The organism is Saccharopolyspora pogona (assembly GCF_014697215.1).
GTDB classification, from domain to species: Bacteria; Actinomycetota; Actinomycetes; order Mycobacteriales; family Pseudonocardiaceae; genus Saccharopolyspora; species Saccharopolyspora hattusasensis.
This window is the reverse complement of sequence record NZ_CP031142.1, coordinates 5,586,166-5,600,896: the sequence shown is the minus strand read 5'-3', so window position 1 is coordinate 5,600,896 and position 14,731 is coordinate 5,586,166. Positions and strand designations below refer to the sequence as shown.

The 14,731-nt window shown below is 70.5% G+C and carries 14 protein-coding genes; 7 read left to right on the top strand and 7 right to left on the bottom strand.

What is annotated here, in order from left to right:
* Positions 1-96 precede the first annotated feature (96 nt).
* The gene (locus DL519_RS25875; RefSeq protein WP_223839550.1) at positions 97-534 is read right to left on the bottom strand and encodes a DUF4307 domain-containing protein; all 438 of its coding nucleotides are present in this window, start codon (positions 532-534) and stop codon (positions 97-99) included.
* Between the two features lie 197 nt (positions 535-731).
* Between DL519_RS25875 and mca the strand changes: the two genes are divergently transcribed.
* Together mca and DL519_RS25865 are read left to right on the top strand one after the other, a co-directional pair.
* Positions 732-1,613 (top strand): mycothiol conjugate amidase Mca, encoded by an 882-nt coding sequence (gene mca, locus DL519_RS25870; protein ID WP_190818613.1) that lies wholly within the window; start codon positions 732-734, stop codon positions 1,611-1,613.
* Positions 1,610-1,921: a hypothetical protein gene (locus DL519_RS25865; RefSeq protein ID WP_190818611.1), complete on the top strand. Its 312-nt coding sequence runs from the start codon at positions 1,610-1,612 to the stop codon at positions 1,919-1,921. Before mca ends, DL519_RS25865 begins: the two co-directional genes overlap by 4 nt.
* Here DL519_RS25865 and DL519_RS25860 read toward each other — a convergent pair.
* On the bottom strand, positions 1,918-2,124 hold the full coding sequence (locus tag DL519_RS25860) for a hypothetical protein (RefSeq protein WP_190818610.1): 207 nt from the start codon (positions 2,122-2,124) through the stop codon (positions 1,918-1,920). The two genes, DL519_RS25865 and DL519_RS25860, sit on opposite strands and share 4 nt — an antisense overlap.
* Positions 2,125-2,412: 288 nt before the next feature.
* Positions 2,413-3,804 carry a xylulokinase gene (gene xylB / locus DL519_RS25855; protein WP_190818609.1) on the bottom strand — a complete coding sequence of 464 codons (1,392 nt, stop codon included), beginning with the start codon at positions 3,802-3,804 and terminating at the stop codon, positions 2,413-2,415.
* A 659-nt stretch (positions 3,805-4,463) separates the two neighbouring features.
* Between xylB and DL519_RS25850 the strand changes: the two genes are divergently transcribed.
* Both DL519_RS25850 and DL519_RS25845 read left to right on the top strand, forming a co-directional pair.
* Entirely contained in the window at positions 4,464-6,488 is a 2,025-nt protein-coding gene (locus DL519_RS25850) for a thioredoxin domain-containing protein (RefSeq protein WP_190818608.1), read from the top strand.
* Positions 6,489-6,626: 138 nt separating this feature from the next.
* A complete protein-coding gene (locus tag DL519_RS25845) occupies positions 6,627-7,229 on the top strand; it encodes a hypothetical protein (protein ID WP_190818607.1) in 603 nt (200 codons plus the stop codon).
* 101 nt (positions 7,230-7,330) lie between these two features.
* Here the strand turns inward: DL519_RS25845 and trhA are convergent, their stop codons facing one another.
* Positions 7,331-8,008 (bottom strand): PAQR family membrane homeostasis protein TrhA, encoded by a 678-nt coding sequence (gene trhA, locus DL519_RS25840; protein WP_397544974.1) that lies wholly within the window; start codon positions 8,006-8,008, stop codon positions 7,331-7,333.
* 222 nt (positions 8,009-8,230) lie between these two features.
* Here trhA and DL519_RS25835 point away from each other — a divergent pair, with 222 nt between their 5' ends.
* Positions 8,231-9,007 carry an isoprenyl transferase gene (locus tag DL519_RS25835; RefSeq protein ID WP_190818604.1) on the top strand — a complete coding sequence of 259 codons (777 nt, stop codon included), beginning with the start codon at positions 8,231-8,233 and terminating at the stop codon, positions 9,005-9,007.
* Between the two features lie 60 nt (positions 9,008-9,067).
* Here the strand turns inward: DL519_RS25835 and DL519_RS25830 are convergent, their stop codons facing one another.
* Both DL519_RS25830 and DL519_RS25825 read right to left on the bottom strand, forming a co-directional pair.
* Complete coding sequence (locus DL519_RS25830) at positions 9,068-9,313, bottom strand: hypothetical protein (RefSeq protein ID WP_190818603.1); 246 nt, start codon at positions 9,311-9,313, stop codon at positions 9,068-9,070.
* Positions 9,314-9,622: 309 nt separating this feature from the next.
* Positions 9,623-9,868 carry a hypothetical protein gene (locus tag DL519_RS25825; RefSeq protein WP_190818601.1) on the bottom strand — a complete coding sequence of 82 codons (246 nt, stop codon included), beginning with the start codon at positions 9,866-9,868 and terminating at the stop codon, positions 9,623-9,625.
* 262 nt (positions 9,869-10,130) lie between these two features.
* Between DL519_RS25825 and DL519_RS25820 the strand changes: the two genes are divergently transcribed.
* Together DL519_RS25820 and DL519_RS25815 are read left to right on the top strand one after the other, a co-directional pair.
* The gene (locus DL519_RS25820) at positions 10,131-11,345 is read left to right on the top strand and encodes a DUF885 domain-containing protein (RefSeq protein ID WP_190818599.1); all 1,215 of its coding nucleotides are present in this window, start codon (positions 10,131-10,133) and stop codon (positions 11,343-11,345) included.
* 473 nt (positions 11,346-11,818) lie between these two features.
* A complete protein-coding gene (locus tag DL519_RS25815) occupies positions 11,819-13,195 on the top strand; it encodes a PhoH family protein (protein WP_190818598.1) in 1,377 nt (458 codons plus the stop codon).
* Positions 13,196-13,273: 78 nt separating this feature from the next.
* Here the strand turns inward: DL519_RS25815 and DL519_RS25810 are convergent, their stop codons facing one another.
* Positions 13,274-14,713, bottom strand: coding sequence for a GuaB1 family IMP dehydrogenase-related protein (locus DL519_RS25810; RefSeq protein WP_190818596.1), 1,440 nt, complete (start codon positions 14,711-14,713; stop codon positions 13,274-13,276).
* Positions 14,714-14,731 lie beyond the last annotated feature (18 nt).

Here is a 14,731-nt window from a genome sequence, read left to right as displayed (position 1 = left end):
CACGGCCCGCGCGGGACCGTGCTGAAGTCGACAATAGCACGAAGCACCACGACCCGGGGCGGGATTCTCCCAGCACCCGGCGCGGTACGCCGGTGTTCACCCAGTCGGCCGTAGGTGGGTGGACAAATATTCAGGAACGTTGTAAGTGCAGCCGTACACCTCCCCGATGGTCGCCCGGGCGGAGGTCCGCAAAACAGTCTCCTGCCTGGTGATGCCGTCCGCAGGTTGGATCAGGACCTCTTTGCGACCGACTTCCTCACCGGAATCGGCGCGGGCGCGCACCACGCAGTCGGCGGGCCGCTGCGGCTCGTCGCGCTGGACTTCGAGGACAATCTGCACCGAGTGGTCGTCGAGGATCTCGAACGCGACCTGCTTGCCCTCGATCGGCGTGCTGCCGAGGTTGCGGTAGCCCACGATCGCCACGCCCACCAGGGCTACCAACACGACCGTTATCAGCGCCCAGCGGAGGCCCGGGCGCGTCCGCGTGTGGGCACGCGAACCGTACCGGTCCTGCGGGATCTGCTGGTTCGTCACCGGGCTGGGAGGCCTTTCGACTACGGGCTTCGCCACCGCCCGCGGACGGGTCATGCGGGGGGCTGGCGCCGGGAACGTCGGACCCACCGGGAACAATGGGACCCGACATCCACGTTAAGTATCCCTGGGGTGTCTCGCGGCCTGTCAGCGGGGCCGCGTTCACGAGAGATGCTGCAAAGCGGGAGGACTACCGGGCGATGGCGGACAAGCTGCGGCTGATGACGGTGCACGCGCACCCGGACGACGAGTCCAGCAAGGGAGCCGCGACGACCGCGCGCTACGTGGCCGAAGGTCACGAGGTGGTGGTGGTCACCTGCACGGGCGGTGAGGCGGGCAGCATCCTCAACCCGGCCATGGACCGGCCCGAGGTCGTCGAGAACCTGACAGAGGTCCGCCGCGCGGAGATGGCCGCGGCGGCCGAGATCCTCGGGGTGCAGCACCGGTGGCTGGGCTTCGTCGACTCCGGGTTGCCGGAGGGCGACCCGCTGCCGCCGCTGCCGGAGGGCGTCTTCGCCACCGTGCCGATGGAGGTCTCGACCCGCGAGCTGGTGAAGGCGATGCGGGAATTCCGTCCGCACGTGGTTATCACCTACGACGAGAACGGCGGCTACCCGCACCCGGACCACATCCGGTGCCACGAGATCTCGGTGGCGGCCTTCGACGCGGCCGGCGACCCCGACCTGCACCAGGACGCGGGCGAGCCGTGGCAGCCGCTGAAGCTGTACTACTCGCACGGCTTCTCCCGCAAGCGCATGCAGCTGTTCCACGAGGCGCTGCTGGCCAACGGCCTGGAGTCGCCGTACGGCGAGTGGCTGGAGAAGTGGGACTCCACCCGACCGGACCCGGACGTGCGGGTCACCACGCGGGTCGAGTGCGGGGAGTACTTCGAGCAGCGCGACGACGCGCTGCGAGCCCACGCGACCCAGATCGACCCGGACAGCCGCTGGTTCGCGGTCCCGCTCGACATCCAGCGCGAGCTGTGGCCGACTGAGGACTACGAGCTGGTGCGCTCGCTGGTCGACACCACGTTGCCGGAGGACGACCTGTTCTCCGGCGTGCAGGAGAAGGTGTGCGCATGAGTGCCTGGGAGACTGTCGCCCACGTGCTGGCGCAGGCCCCCGCTCCGCCGAACGACCCGGGTGGCCAGGGCGAGGACTTCGGCAAGTCCTCCCCGGTCGGCCTGGTGCTGCTGATCGTCTTTGCCATCGCGGTGGTGCTCCTGGTCCGCTCGATGACCAAGCACCTGAAGAAGCTCCCGGTGGTCTTCGACGAGCAGAAGGCCGCGGCAGCGGCCCCGGCGAGGGTGAAACAAGCGGAGGCGAAGCGCGGCGGGGAGCCGGAAGCGGAGCAGGGCGAGGCGAAGCCGGACCAGGAAGAAGCCCCCTAGCGGGGGCGAAGCCGGATTGGGGTCATCCGGAGCGCCGGACGACCCCGACTGCTTTCCGGGTCAGGCACGATCAGGTGGTGATCGACGCGGAAGTCGAATCCGACTTCCTGCCCGAGTCGATCGCGGCCGAAGGCCTCCCGGCGCCGCAGCCCGGAGCCGTCCCGTCGGGCGTCGTGGGTGGCGATTTCGAGCGAAATCGCCACCCGCTCCGTCCCGGTGCAGGCTGGCTGCGTGAGACCGTTGCGAAGCGCTCGCGGACGCTGTCGCCGACGGGCTCACTCCGATCGCCAGAACCCGGTCACCGAAGTCCCACCTGGCAACCACACCGTTCTCGTCGGGGTTCGCGGGTTTGCCCCACACGTCGGTGAGTTCGGTGGCCAGTCCTCGTAGCGACGTGCTGAACTCCTGCTCGCGACGAAGAAGTGGCCCGACGAAGCCCAGAAACCTCCCGGGTGTCATGACACCCAAGAGCGCTCACGGGCCCTTCCGGCTCACGCGGTTTCGCCGTGCACCTGGGCGAACGCCCCGTGGTGGAGTTCGCGGATGCGGGCGCCCGCCTCGGAATCGACGACTTCGAGCTCCGCCGCTCCCGGCAGCGCCCATTCCGGCGGCTGCGCCGTTCCCGCCAGCGCCCACGCCGCCTGCCGGGCGGCTCCCCGGGCGACGTACTCCGCGGGCGCGGGCACCGTCACCGGGACGCCGAAGATCAGCGGCGCCGCGACCTGCACCGCCCGCGATTGGGCTGCGCCGCCGATGAGCAGCACCCGGGCCACCTCGACGCCGTCCGCGCGCAGCGCATCGACACCGGCGGCGAGTCCGCACAGCATCCCCTCGACGGCGGCCCGCGCAAGGTTCTCGGGTGTCATGTTGTCGCGCCGGAGTCCCAGGAGGGTGCCGCTGGCGTCCGGCAGGATCGGGGTCCGCTCGCCGTCGAGGTACGGCAGCAGCGCGAGCCCGCCGGCACCGGGCTCGGCCCCGCAGGCCAGCCGGTCGAACTCGGCCATCTCGACGCCGAGCATCGCCGCCGCCGCGGTGAGCACCCGGGCCGCGTTGAGCGTGCACACCAGCGGCAGGAATCTGCCCGTCGCATCGGCGAATCCGGCGATCTGGCCGGTCGGGTCCGCGCTCGGCTTGTCGACCGAGGCGAACACGGTGCCGCTCGTGCCCAGCGACACCACGACGTCGCCGGGCCGGACGTCCAAGCCCAGCGCGGCGCCCATGTTGTCGCCCGTGCCGGCCGAAACCAGCATGCCGTCCCGGGTGCGCCCGGCTGGTTCGGCCGGGGCGAGCACCCGGGGTGTGCGGGGCGTCCGGCCGCCGAAGGCGTTGGCCAGCACGTCCTGCCGGTACCGGCCTTCTCGCGGTGACCAGTAGCCGGTGCCGGACGCGTCACCGCGGTCCGTGACGAATTCGCCGGTCAGCCGCCAGATCAACCAGTCGTGCGGCAGCAGCACGTCGGTCACCCGGTCGGCCAGGTGCGGCTCGTGCTCGGCCAGCCACCTCAGCTTGCTGGCGGTGAGGCTGGCGACAGGCAGGGTGCCGATCGCCTCGGCGCACGCCTGCGGCCCGCCGAGCTCCCGGGTCAGGTCGATCGCGGCCTGCGCGGAGCGGTTGTCGTTCCACAACAGGGCGGGGCGGACCGGCGTGCCCTGCTCGTCCAGCGCCACCATGCCGTGCTGCTGGGCGGCGACGCCGATGGCGGCGACGTCGTCGAGGAGGCCTTCGGTGGCGTTGGTCAGCGCCTGCCACCAGCTCTCGGGGTCGGCGACCGTGCCGTCCGGGTGCGGTGCGCGGCCCTCCCGCAGCACGGTTCCGGTCGTGGCGTCGCAGATCACGACCTTGGTGGACTGGGTGGAGGAGTCGATTCCGGCGACCAGGGTCATCGTGCCGCCCCTACGTTGTCCACAGTGGAAACCTCTTCCCTCGTCGTTTCTCCCGGCGTTTCTTGGTGACGATTAGTCCTGGCCGAGATGAGGCTATTTGTGTAACACGTTGTCGTGAGAAAGACTCGACTCGGTCGTGCGGAACATTCGCCGGAGACTGGAACATCCGCCGGAGACTGGGGCGACGGGCCGGGAAAAGCGAGCGGCAGGGCGCATAGTGAACCGGCTTGCGCGGGCAGCCAGCCCCTGCCCGTTCCACGGAACAATCCGTGACGACGAGGCGTGAGTCGGCTTCATGGTGAGGAAAAAGCCCCGAGCGCGTGCATAGCAGAGGCGACACCGAGCCGGTGTGAACGATACCATCCGTGGCAATCCCCTGAAACCGTTGATTTGTAGGGATGTTGTTGGTTGTGGTCAGCGCCGCGCTGCTGGGGCGGGCGGGGCCGTGGGGCCTGGCCGTGCCGCTGCGCGTTAGGGGCCGTAGAGGCTCCGGGGTCAAGGGCGGGCCGCAGGCCCGTCGCATAGCGATCGTGAGTCGAGCGCGTTGCTGAACTGAGCGACCTCGCAACGCGGGTCAAGTGAGTAAGCATCTTCTCGGTCGTGGGTGTTGTCACGGCTGCCGATGACGGGTGCGGGAACCGCGGACTACTGTCGGTGACATGGCGAACCGGCTTGCGAACGCGACCAGCCCCTACCTGCTCCAGCACGCCGACAACCCGGTCGACTGGTGGCCCTGGTCGCCCGAGGCGTTCGCCGAGGCGCGGCGGCGGGACGTGCCGGTGCTGCTGTCCGTCGGCTACGCGGCCTGCCACTGGTGCCACGTGATGGCGCACGAATCGTTCGAGGACGCGGAAATCGCGCGGGTGATGAACGAGAACTTCGTGAACGTCAAGGTGGACCGCGAGGAGCGGCCGGACATCGACTCCGTCTACATGGAGGCCACCCAGGCGATGACCGGGCAGGGCGGCTGGCCGATGACCTGCTTCCTCACCCCGGACGGCGAACCCTTCCACTGCGGCACCTACTACCCGGCGCAGCCGATGTCCGGCATGCCGTCGTTCGGTCAACTGCTGCACGCCGTGGCGCAGGCGTGGAGCGGTCGCGGCGAGGAGGTCCGGAAGGCCGCCACGCGGGTGGTGGAGCAGCTGGCCGCGCAGCGCACCCCGCTCCCGGAGTCCATTTTGGACGAAGATGTGCTGGACGGTGCGGTTTCCCGGCTGCACGCGGAATTCGACGCGGTCCACGGCGGATTCGGCGGTGCGCCGAAGTTCCCGCCGTCGATGGTGCTGGAGTTCCTGCTGCGCCACCACGAGCGGGTCGGCATGCCGGAGGACGGTCACTCCGCGCTGGAACTCGCCGAAGCCACCTGCTCGGCGATGGCCCGTGGCGGCATCTACGACCAGCTGGCGGGTGGCTTCGCGCGCTACAGCGTCGACTCCGCGTGGGTGGTGCCCCACTTCGAGAAGATGTTGTACGACAACGCCTTGCTGCTCCGGACGTACGTGCACCTCGCCCGGCTCGGCGACTCGCTCGGCGAGCGGGTGACCCGCGAGACGGCCGAGTTCCTGCTGCACGACCTGCGTACGCCGGAAGGCGGCTTCGCGGCTTCGCTGGACGCCGACACCGAAGGGGTCGAAGGGCTGACCTACGTGTGGACGCCGGACCAGCTGCGGGAGGCCCTAGGCCCGGTCGACGGGGAATGGGCGGCCCAGCTGTTCGAGGTCACCGAGGCGGGCACCTTCGAGAACGGCGCGTCTACGCTGCAGCTCAAGCACGACCCCGACGACCCGGCCCGCTGGCGGCGGGTGCGCGACAGCCTCCGCGAAGCCCGCGACCAGCGCCCGCAGCCGGGCAAGGACGACAAGGTCGTCACCGCCTGGAACGGCATGGCGATCACCGCGCTGGCCGAGGCGGCCGAGGTGCTCGACGAACCGCGCTGGATCGACGCGGCGGCGAAGGCGGCGGAGCTGTTGCTGGAGCGGCACCTGATCGACGACCGGTTGCGGCGCACATCCCGAGACGGCGTGGTCGGAACGGCCGCCGGAGTGCTGGACGACTACGGCTGCTTCGCCGACGGACTACTCGCGCTGCACCAGGCGACCGGCGAGCCGCGCTGGCTCGAAGCGGCGTGCTCGCTGCTGGACACGGCCCTGGAGCAGTTCGCCGACGCCGACCACCCGGGCATGTTTCACGACACCGCGGCCGACGCCGAATCCCTCGTCCGCCGCCCCTCCGACCCCACCGACAACGCCAGCCCCGCCGGGGCCTCGGCTCTCGCCTCGGCCCTGCTCACCGCTGCCGCGCTCGCCGGCCCGGACGCCACCGCGCGCTACCGCGCCGCGGCGGAGCGGGCGCTCGCCCGTGCCGGGCTCCTCGCGCAGCGCGCTCCCCGCTTCGCGGGTCACTGGCTCAGCGTCGCCGAGGCTCGCGCCCACGGCCCGCTCCAGGTCGCGGTGGTCGGCGAAGCCGACGACGCCGACCGGGCGGCGCTGCTCGCCGCGGCGCGGCGGAGCGCCCCGGGCGGAGCCGTGGCGCTGGCCGGAGAGCCGGAGGCGAGCCGGGTGCCGCTGCTGGCGGGGCGGCCGCTGGTCGGCGGAGCCGCCGCGGCGTACGTGTGCCGCGGCTACGTTTGCGACCGCCCGGTCACCACGGCCGACGACCTCGTCGATTCCCTGACCCGCTGAGGGTGCCGTGAGTCTTCTGGGTGGCTCTCGCTGCCCAAGGACTCACGGCCCCGCGCGGGCCGGTTTCGCTGCGGGCCGAACGACAACTCTCCCACCTGCGATGTAACTGTGTAATTATGTAATCGGGAGGTGGGAGTCATGCATTCGAGGTTTGGTCGAACGGCTCGCGGTCGAGGCCGGGGAGGTCCGCCGTGGGCGGGTGGCGGGCGGCGCAGCGAGCCGCCGACGGCCGAGGACGCCAAGGCGTGGTTCGCCGGGCGGCTGCCCGAGGGGTGGTTCACCGGTGGCCCGGCTGTCACCGTGGACCGCGAGGAGATCCTGGTGGTCGGCGAACTGCCGCCGGTGGGCGGCGAATTCGCCGACGACGCCGAGCGCGCCGCCGCGGAGAACGGCCGGATCGCGCGCTTCCGCGAGGAGACCCGCGAGGAGCGGATCGAGATCGCCCGTCAAGCGGAGCACCGCTACGGCCGCAAGGTCGCCTGGGGTGCCCGGCTCGGCGACACTGAGGAGCTGTTCACCACGCTGTCCGTGCCGGTGATGACCCGGCTGCACCAGCCCGAGCGCATGGTGCTGGACACGCTCGTGGACGCGGGGGTGGCCCGGTCCCGCTCCGAGGCGTTGGCCTGGGCGGTGCGGCTGGTCGGCCAGCACACCGAGGACTGGCTGGGCGAACTCCGCGAAGCCCTGTCCAAGGTCGACGAACTGCGCAACCGCGGCCCGGAGCCGCAACCCGGCGACTAGCGGGCTGAACCTCCGTGAGTGCGAAAACCGGCTCTGACCCGTTTTCGCACTCACGACTTCCGCCACCCGCACCGCCACGCAAAACGACCCCGGCGACATTCCTATGCGTAGAGCGCGAGCCAGATCGCGATGTGGTGGCAGATCGCGGCCAGCGACACCGCCGCGTGGAAGAACTCGTGGTAGCCGAAGGTCTTCGGCCACGGGTCCGGCCACCGGGTCGCGTAGAAGATCGCGCCCGCCGTGTACATCAGCCCGCCGGCGATCAGCAGCACCAGCACCGCGATCCCGGCGTTTTGCAGCAGGTCGGGGAACACGAACACCGCGACCCACCCCAGCGCGATGTAGACCGGCACGCCCACCCAGCGCGGTGCGTTGGGCCAGGCGAGCTTCAGGATCACGCCGCCCAGCGCGCCGCCCCAGACGACGGCGAGCACCACCGCACCCGTCGTGGGCTGCATGGCCACCATCGCGAACGGCGTGTAGGTGCCCGCGATGAACAGGAAGATCATCGAGTGGTCGAGCCGCCGCATCCAGGTGCGCGCCCCGATCGTCTTCCAGGTCTTGCGGTGGTAGAGAGCGCTGACGCCGAACAGGCCCAGCACGGTCGCGACGTAGATGGAGGTGCCCACGGCGGCGGCGGCCGACACGGTCGAGGCTGCGAGGGCGATCAACGTGGCACCGGCGGCAACTGACACCACCAGCGACCAGAAGTGGATCCAGCCGCGCATCCGCGGTTTCACGAATGCGGTCGAGCGGCGAGCGGAGAGGGCGCTAGTCACACATCGAGATTACGGGACCGTAGGTTCGCAGCCAGGGGTCGCACGGGCGACGTGGTCAACAGCACCGGCGCTCCACCGTGCGTGCAAGTCGGCCACCTGGGGTTCCGCAGCGGAGCGGGCCGCGGCGCGTTCCCGGCGTGATCCGCGCGGCACTTCGGACTGCGGCACTTCGGACTGAGGTGGGGGCCGCGCGGCTTCGGGATCCGCGTAGGCTCATCGGGCGTGGCGCTCAAGGTTCGGTTGAAAGAACTCATCTACGACCTGTACGAGCGGCGGCTGCGCCGGAAGCTCGACGGGGTGGAACATCCCAGGCACGTCGGCGTCATCCTGGACGGCAACCGCAGGTGGGCCAAGGAGGCCGGCCTGGACGCCGCCCACGGCCACCGCGCCGGCGCCCGCAAGATCGCCGAACTGCTCGGCTGGTGCGAAGAGGCCGAGGTCGAGGTTGTCACGCTGTGGCTGCTGTCCACCGACAACCTCAACCGCACCCCCGACGAGCTGAACGCTCTGATGGAGATCATCGCCGGGGTGGTGGACCGGCTTACCGACCCGGCCACGCCGTGGCGGGTGCGGATCGTCGGCGCCCTCGACGTGCTGCCCATCGAGACCGCCGCGCGGCTGTCCGCCGCCGCACTGCGGACCAAAGGGCGCACGGGCATGCAGGTCAACGTCGCGGTCGGCTACGGAGGGCGCCGGGAGATCGCCGACGCGGTGCGCAAGCTGCTGCAGAAGCACGCCGAAGCCGGCACCACGATCGAGGAGCTGGCGGAGGTCCTCACCGTCGACCACATCGCCGAGCACCTCTACACCTCCGGGCAACCCGACCCCGACCTGCTGATCCGTACCTCGGGGGAGCAGCGCCTGTCCGGCTTCATGCTGTGGCAGTCGGCGCACTCCGAGTTCTGGTTCACCGAGGCGTACTGGCCCGCCTTCCGCCGGGTCGACTTCCTCCGCGCGCTCCGCGACTACGCGGTCCGGCACCGCCGCTTCGGCGGCTGACCCCGACAAGCGGAAAGGCCAGGTCCGAGAGACCTGGCCTTTCCCGTGCGCTGCTCTCGGTCAGCCGACCTTGGGGTGGTCGACGATCGGGGCGTTGATGCAGTTGTTGAGCTGCGGGGACACGATCGGCACGACCGCGCCGGCCACGGCGACGTTGTTGCCGCAGGCCTGAACCGGCAGGACGCTGATGTTGTTGTCGTTCGCGATGTTGATGCCGTCGTTGTCCGCACTGTCGGCGTTGGCGACGGGGGCCAGGGCCAGCAGCCCGGCGGCGGCACCGGCGACGATCGCAGCCTTCTTGAGCACTTGGTTCACTCTCCTCTGTTAACCGCGCTATTCGGAGTTCACACCCCGGCGGACTTCGGTAAAGTCCGCGAGGTGGTCATGGAGTCTGGCTTGTTCCGGCTGAAAAGCTACCTGCGACGTGCCGGATGCCCAAACTCGCTAACACCATTGTGTGAACGCGAATCGCGTATTCGCACGTGGCGATGTGAAATTGCGCGGCGAGAACCTTCCGGCCCGGCGATTGCGCGCAAAAAGGAGCGTCGGGGGGTGGCCCCGACGCCCCTTTTCGGCGTCTGATTCCGCGTACCGGATGCAGCTGTTTCGGCTCGGTCAGCTGACCTTGGCGTGGTCGACGATCGGGGCGTTGACGCAGTTGTTGAGCTGCGGCGACGCGATCGGCACGACCGCGCCGAGCACGGCGACGTTGTTGCCGCAGGCCTGAACCGGCAGGACGCTGATGTTGTTGTCGTTCGCGATGTTGATGCCGTCGTTGTCGGCGCTGTCGGCGTTGGCGACGGGGGCCAGGGCCAGCAGCCCGGCGGCGGCACCGGCGACGATCGCAGCCTTCTTAAGCACTTTGTTGCTCCTTGTTGGATGGGATGAAGAGTGCGCTCCTTCCCCGGCCGCGCACCCCATAAGTTCAGCCGGGAGGGGGCGCACTCGGCGTGAAAGGTATCCAGGTAAACCGAAGAAAAAACACCTCGTTAACACCATCGTGTGATCGCATGTGTCATGTCGCACAGTTTTCGTTGCGACGGCAAATTGTGTGTGGTTTCGGTTGCCTGGGGAAACGAGCCCAGTGGTCCGCGCGCGCAAGTGCCCGGCGTAGTGTCCCGATATGGACTCCGAAGCGCTCGTGACCGAATACGTGCTCCTCGGGCTCAGATTCGATCGGCTCGTCCCGGGATTCGTGGATTCCTTTACCGGGGACCCGGCGCTGCGCCGGCGGGTGCAGGACGAGTCGCGTCCCGACCCGGCGCGGCTGACCGCCGACGCGCAGCGGCTGCGCGCCGCGCTGCCGGAGTCCGGACTGGCCGCGCCGCGCCGCCGGTTCCTCGCCGCGCAGCTGACGGCGCTGGAGTGCTCCGGGCGTGGGCTGGCCGGCGAGCAGCTGCCGTTCCCGGCCGAGGTCGAGGCCTATTTCCAGGTCACGCCGGTGCTCGGTGATCAGGACGAGTACCGCGAGGCGCACCGCGAGCTGGCCGAGGTGCTGCCGGGCCGGGGCCCGCTGCCCGCGCGCCTGAACGCCGTCCGAGGCCGGGATGCGGTGCCGGCCACGCGGCTCAAGGTCTGCGTCCAAGCGCTTTCCAGCGCGCTGCGCGACCGCGTTCGGCGCGAGTTCGGCCTGCCGGTCCAGGAGGTCGTCGAGTACCAGATCGTCACCGACAAGCCGTGGAGCGGCTTCAACCACTACCTCGGCGAGTACCGGTCGCGGGTGGCAGTGAACGCCGACGTCGGGCACCGGGCCGCGAACCTGCCGCAGCTCGTGGCGCACGAGTCCTACCCGGGCCACCACACGGAGCACTGCCGCAAGGAGGCCGGACTTGCGATCCGGGACGCACAGGGCGAGCACACGATCTTCCTGGTCAACACGCCGCAGTGCCTGATGGCCGAGGGCCTGGCCGACCTCGGGCTGCAGGCCGCGGTGGGGCCGGGCTGGGGGCCGTGGGCGGCGGAGATCTTCGCGGACCTGGGCATCTGGATGGACGGCGAGCTGGCGGAGCGGATGGAGATCGCGATGAGCCGCCTGCTGACGGTCCGCCAGGACGCCCTGCTGATGCTGCACGACGGCGGCGCGGACGACGCCGAGGTGGCTGCCTACCTGCAACGCTGGTTGCTGATGCCGGACCAGCGGGCCCGGCACCTGGTGCGGTTCATGCGGGATCCGCTGTGGCGCGCCTACACCACCACTTACGTCGAGGGCTACCGGCTGCTGCGCCGGTGGCTGGAGAACCGGCCGACGGGCACTTCGAGCACCGATCGTTTTCGCCGGCTGCTTGACGAACCGCTGGTTCCGGAGTCCGTCCGGGCGGAGCTGGCGGCCAGAGTCTGATCCGTTCACCCGACGAAGATCACCCATCCGGTGGAGTGTTGATCACGTGGAGTGCCTTAATGGGAGGTGCTCCGCGACGGCCGCCGAAGGTGGTCTGACCTGCCGCCGAACGGTGTTCCGCGCCCGTTCGACGCGGTCGGCAAGTCCGTGAACTGCGCGAATTCCGAGGCACATGAAGAGAAGTCGACGATTCGGCGAATCACCTGTGTGGCTGCCTGCCGAGACGCAATCTCGCAGGTAGCGTGCGCTGTTGACGGGCCGTTCCAATCGCAAGTCCGTACGTGGCCCGTCCGGGAGGCCCTGATCGTGACTGTTGGCTGGAGCGGACGGTTACCACGTCCACCTTGGTCGCGAAGGGCCGGTGCCTGGCCCCTGCGGCCACGGCGGACGATCCGGTCCGGCCGGGGCGCGACGGGGCCAGGCCCGGCCCGCCGACGAGCGGGTGTGCATGCCACGCCCGCGAGGGAGTAGCCGTGACCGCACGACGTTCCCAGCCTCCAGCGGAGATCCCAGCCCGTAGCGGCGAGTCCGCGAGCACCGCGCAAGCCGGCGGCAGCGAGATCCGGACCTACGTCCTGGACACCTCGGTGCTGCTGTCCGATCCGTGGGCGATGTCCCGCTTCGCCGAGCACAACGTCGTGCTCCCGGTGGTGGTCATCAGCGAACTGGAGGGCAAACGCCACCACCCCGAACTCGGCTGGTTCGCCAGAGAAGCCCTCCGCGCCCTCGACGACCTGCGGATCCAGCACGGGCAGCTGGACAAACCGGTTCCCGTCGGCGAGGACGGGGGCAGCCTGCACGTCGAGCTCAACCACTCCGACCCGCGGGTGCTGCCGCCGGGGTTCCGCACGGACTCCAACGACGCCCGCATCCTGGCCTGCTCGTTGAACCTGGCCGCCGAAGGGCACCGGGTCACGCTGGTCACCAAGGACATGCCGCTGCGGGTCAAGGCCGCAGCCGTGGCCCTGGACGCCGAGGAGTACCGCGCGCAGGACGTGGTGCCGTCGGGGTGGACCGGAATGGCCGACGTCGAGGTGCAGCCGAATTCGGTGGACGTCCTGTTCAAGGACGGGATCGCCGACCTCGACGAGGCCCGGGACCTGCCGCCGAACACCGGGGTGCGGCTGCTGTCCGGCTCGCAGAGCGCGCTGGGCCGGGTGACCGCGGACAAGCAGGTCAGGTTGGTGCGCGGCGACCGGGAGGCGTTCGGCCTGCACGGCCGCTCCGCCGAGCAGCGGATCGCGTTGGAGCTCTTGCTCGACCCCGACATCGGGATCGTTTCGCTGGGCGGTCGGGCCGGTACTGGCAAGTCCGCGCTCGCGCTGTGCGCGGGCCTGGAGTCGGTGCTGGAGCGGCAGCGGCACCGCAAGGTCGTGGTGTTCCGGCCGGTGTACGCCGTCGGAGGTCAGGAACTCGGCTACCTGCCGGGGACCGAGAACGAGAAGATGGCGCCGTGGGCGCAGGCGGTGTTCGACACCCTCGGCGCGCTGGCCAGCGAGAACGTGCTGGACGAGGTGATGGACCGCGGGATGCTGGAGGTCCTGCCGCTGACCCACATCCGGGGCCGGTCGCTGCACGACTCGTTCGTGATCGTCGACGAGGCGCAGTCGCTGGAGCGCAACGTGCTGCTCACGGTGCTGTCCAGGCTGGGCGCGAACTCCAGGGTGGTGCTCACCCACGACGTCGCCCAGCGCGACAACCTCCGGGTGGGCCGCCACGACGGGGTGGCGGCGGTGATCGAGAAGCTCAAGGGCCACCCGTTGTTCGCCCACGTCACCCTCACCCGCTCGGAACGCTCCCCGATCGCGGCCCTCGTGACCGAACTCCTGGAAGGCGACTTCACCCCGTAGAAGATGAGGTGCGGGGCACCCGTGACCAAGCGACTCGGGCACGGGTGCCCCGCACGCCTAACCACAGCGGGTTCGGGGTCACCAGCCGGTGGGCAGCGGGCGGCCCTCGGCAAAGCCGGCCGCGGACTGGATGCCGACCACGGCGCGCTCGTAGAACTCCTCCAGGCTGCGGGCGCCGGCGTAGGTGCAGGACGAGCGCAGACCGGACGTGATCTGGTCCAGCAGGTCCTCGACGCTCGGCCGCTGCGGGTCCAGACGCATCCGGGAGCTGGAGATCCCCTCCTCGAACAGCGCCTTGCGGGCCTGGTCGAACGCGCTGTCGGTGCGGGTCCGGGCGGACACGGCGCGCTTGGACGCCATGCCGAAGGACTCCTTGTAGGCCCGGCCGTGCTCGTCGCGCTGCAGGTCACCGGGCGACTCGTAGGTGCCCGCGAACCACGAGCCGACCATCACCGACGCCGCACCGGCGGCCAGCGCCAGCGCCACGTCACGCGGGTGCCGGACACCGCCGTCGGCCCAGACGTGCTTGCCGAGCTTGCGCGCCTCCGCGGCGCATTCGGCGACCGCGGAGAACTGCGGCCGGCCGACACCGGTCATCATCCGCGTCGTGCACATCGCGCCCGGCCCGACACCGACCTTGATCACGTCGGCGCCCGCCTCGACGAGGTCGCGCACGCCCTCGGCGGTCACCACGTTCCCGGCCACCACCGGAACGCTCGGGCTCGCCGACCGGACCGCGCCCAGCGCGGCGATCATCTTCTCCTGGTGGCCGTGCGCGGTGTCCACGACCAGCGTGTCGACCCCGGCCTCCAGCAGCGCGGACGCCTTGGCCGCGACATCGCCGTTGACCCCGACCGCCGCGGCCACCCGCAGTCGGCCGGCGTCGTCCAGCGCCGGGGTGTAGATCTCGGCGCGCAGCGCGCCGCGGCTGGTCATGATCCCGGCCAGGCGGCCGTCGGCGTCGATGGCGATCGCCACGTTGCGGGCGTGCTGGTCCAGCTGCTCGAACACCTCGCGGGGCTTGGTCTCCAGCGGCAGCACGACCGGGTGCCGGTCGGCGACCTCCCCGACGCGCGCGAACCGGTCGACCCCGGTGCAAGCCGCCTCGTCGACCACGCCGAGCGGCCGGTTGTCGTCGTCGACGACGACAACGGCGCCGTGGGCGCGCTTGGGCAGGAGGTTGAGGGCGTCGGCGACGGCGTCATCGACGTGCAACACCAGCGGGGTGTCCCACACGGGGTGCCGCGCCTTGATCCAGGAGGCGATCTCGGCGACCGCGCTGGGATCGACGTCCTGCGGCAGAACGACCAAGCCGCCGCGCCTGGCGACGGTCTCGGCCATCCGGCGGCCGGCCACGGCGGTCATGTTGGCGACCACGATCGGCAGGGTCGCCCCGGTGCCGTCGCTGGTGGCCAGGTCCACGTCGAAACGGGACTCGACGCCGGAGCGCCGAGGCGCCAGGAAGACGTCGTCGTAGGTCAGATCGGTGGAGGGCTGCTGCCCGTTCAAGAACTGCACGTCTCACCACCATACGGG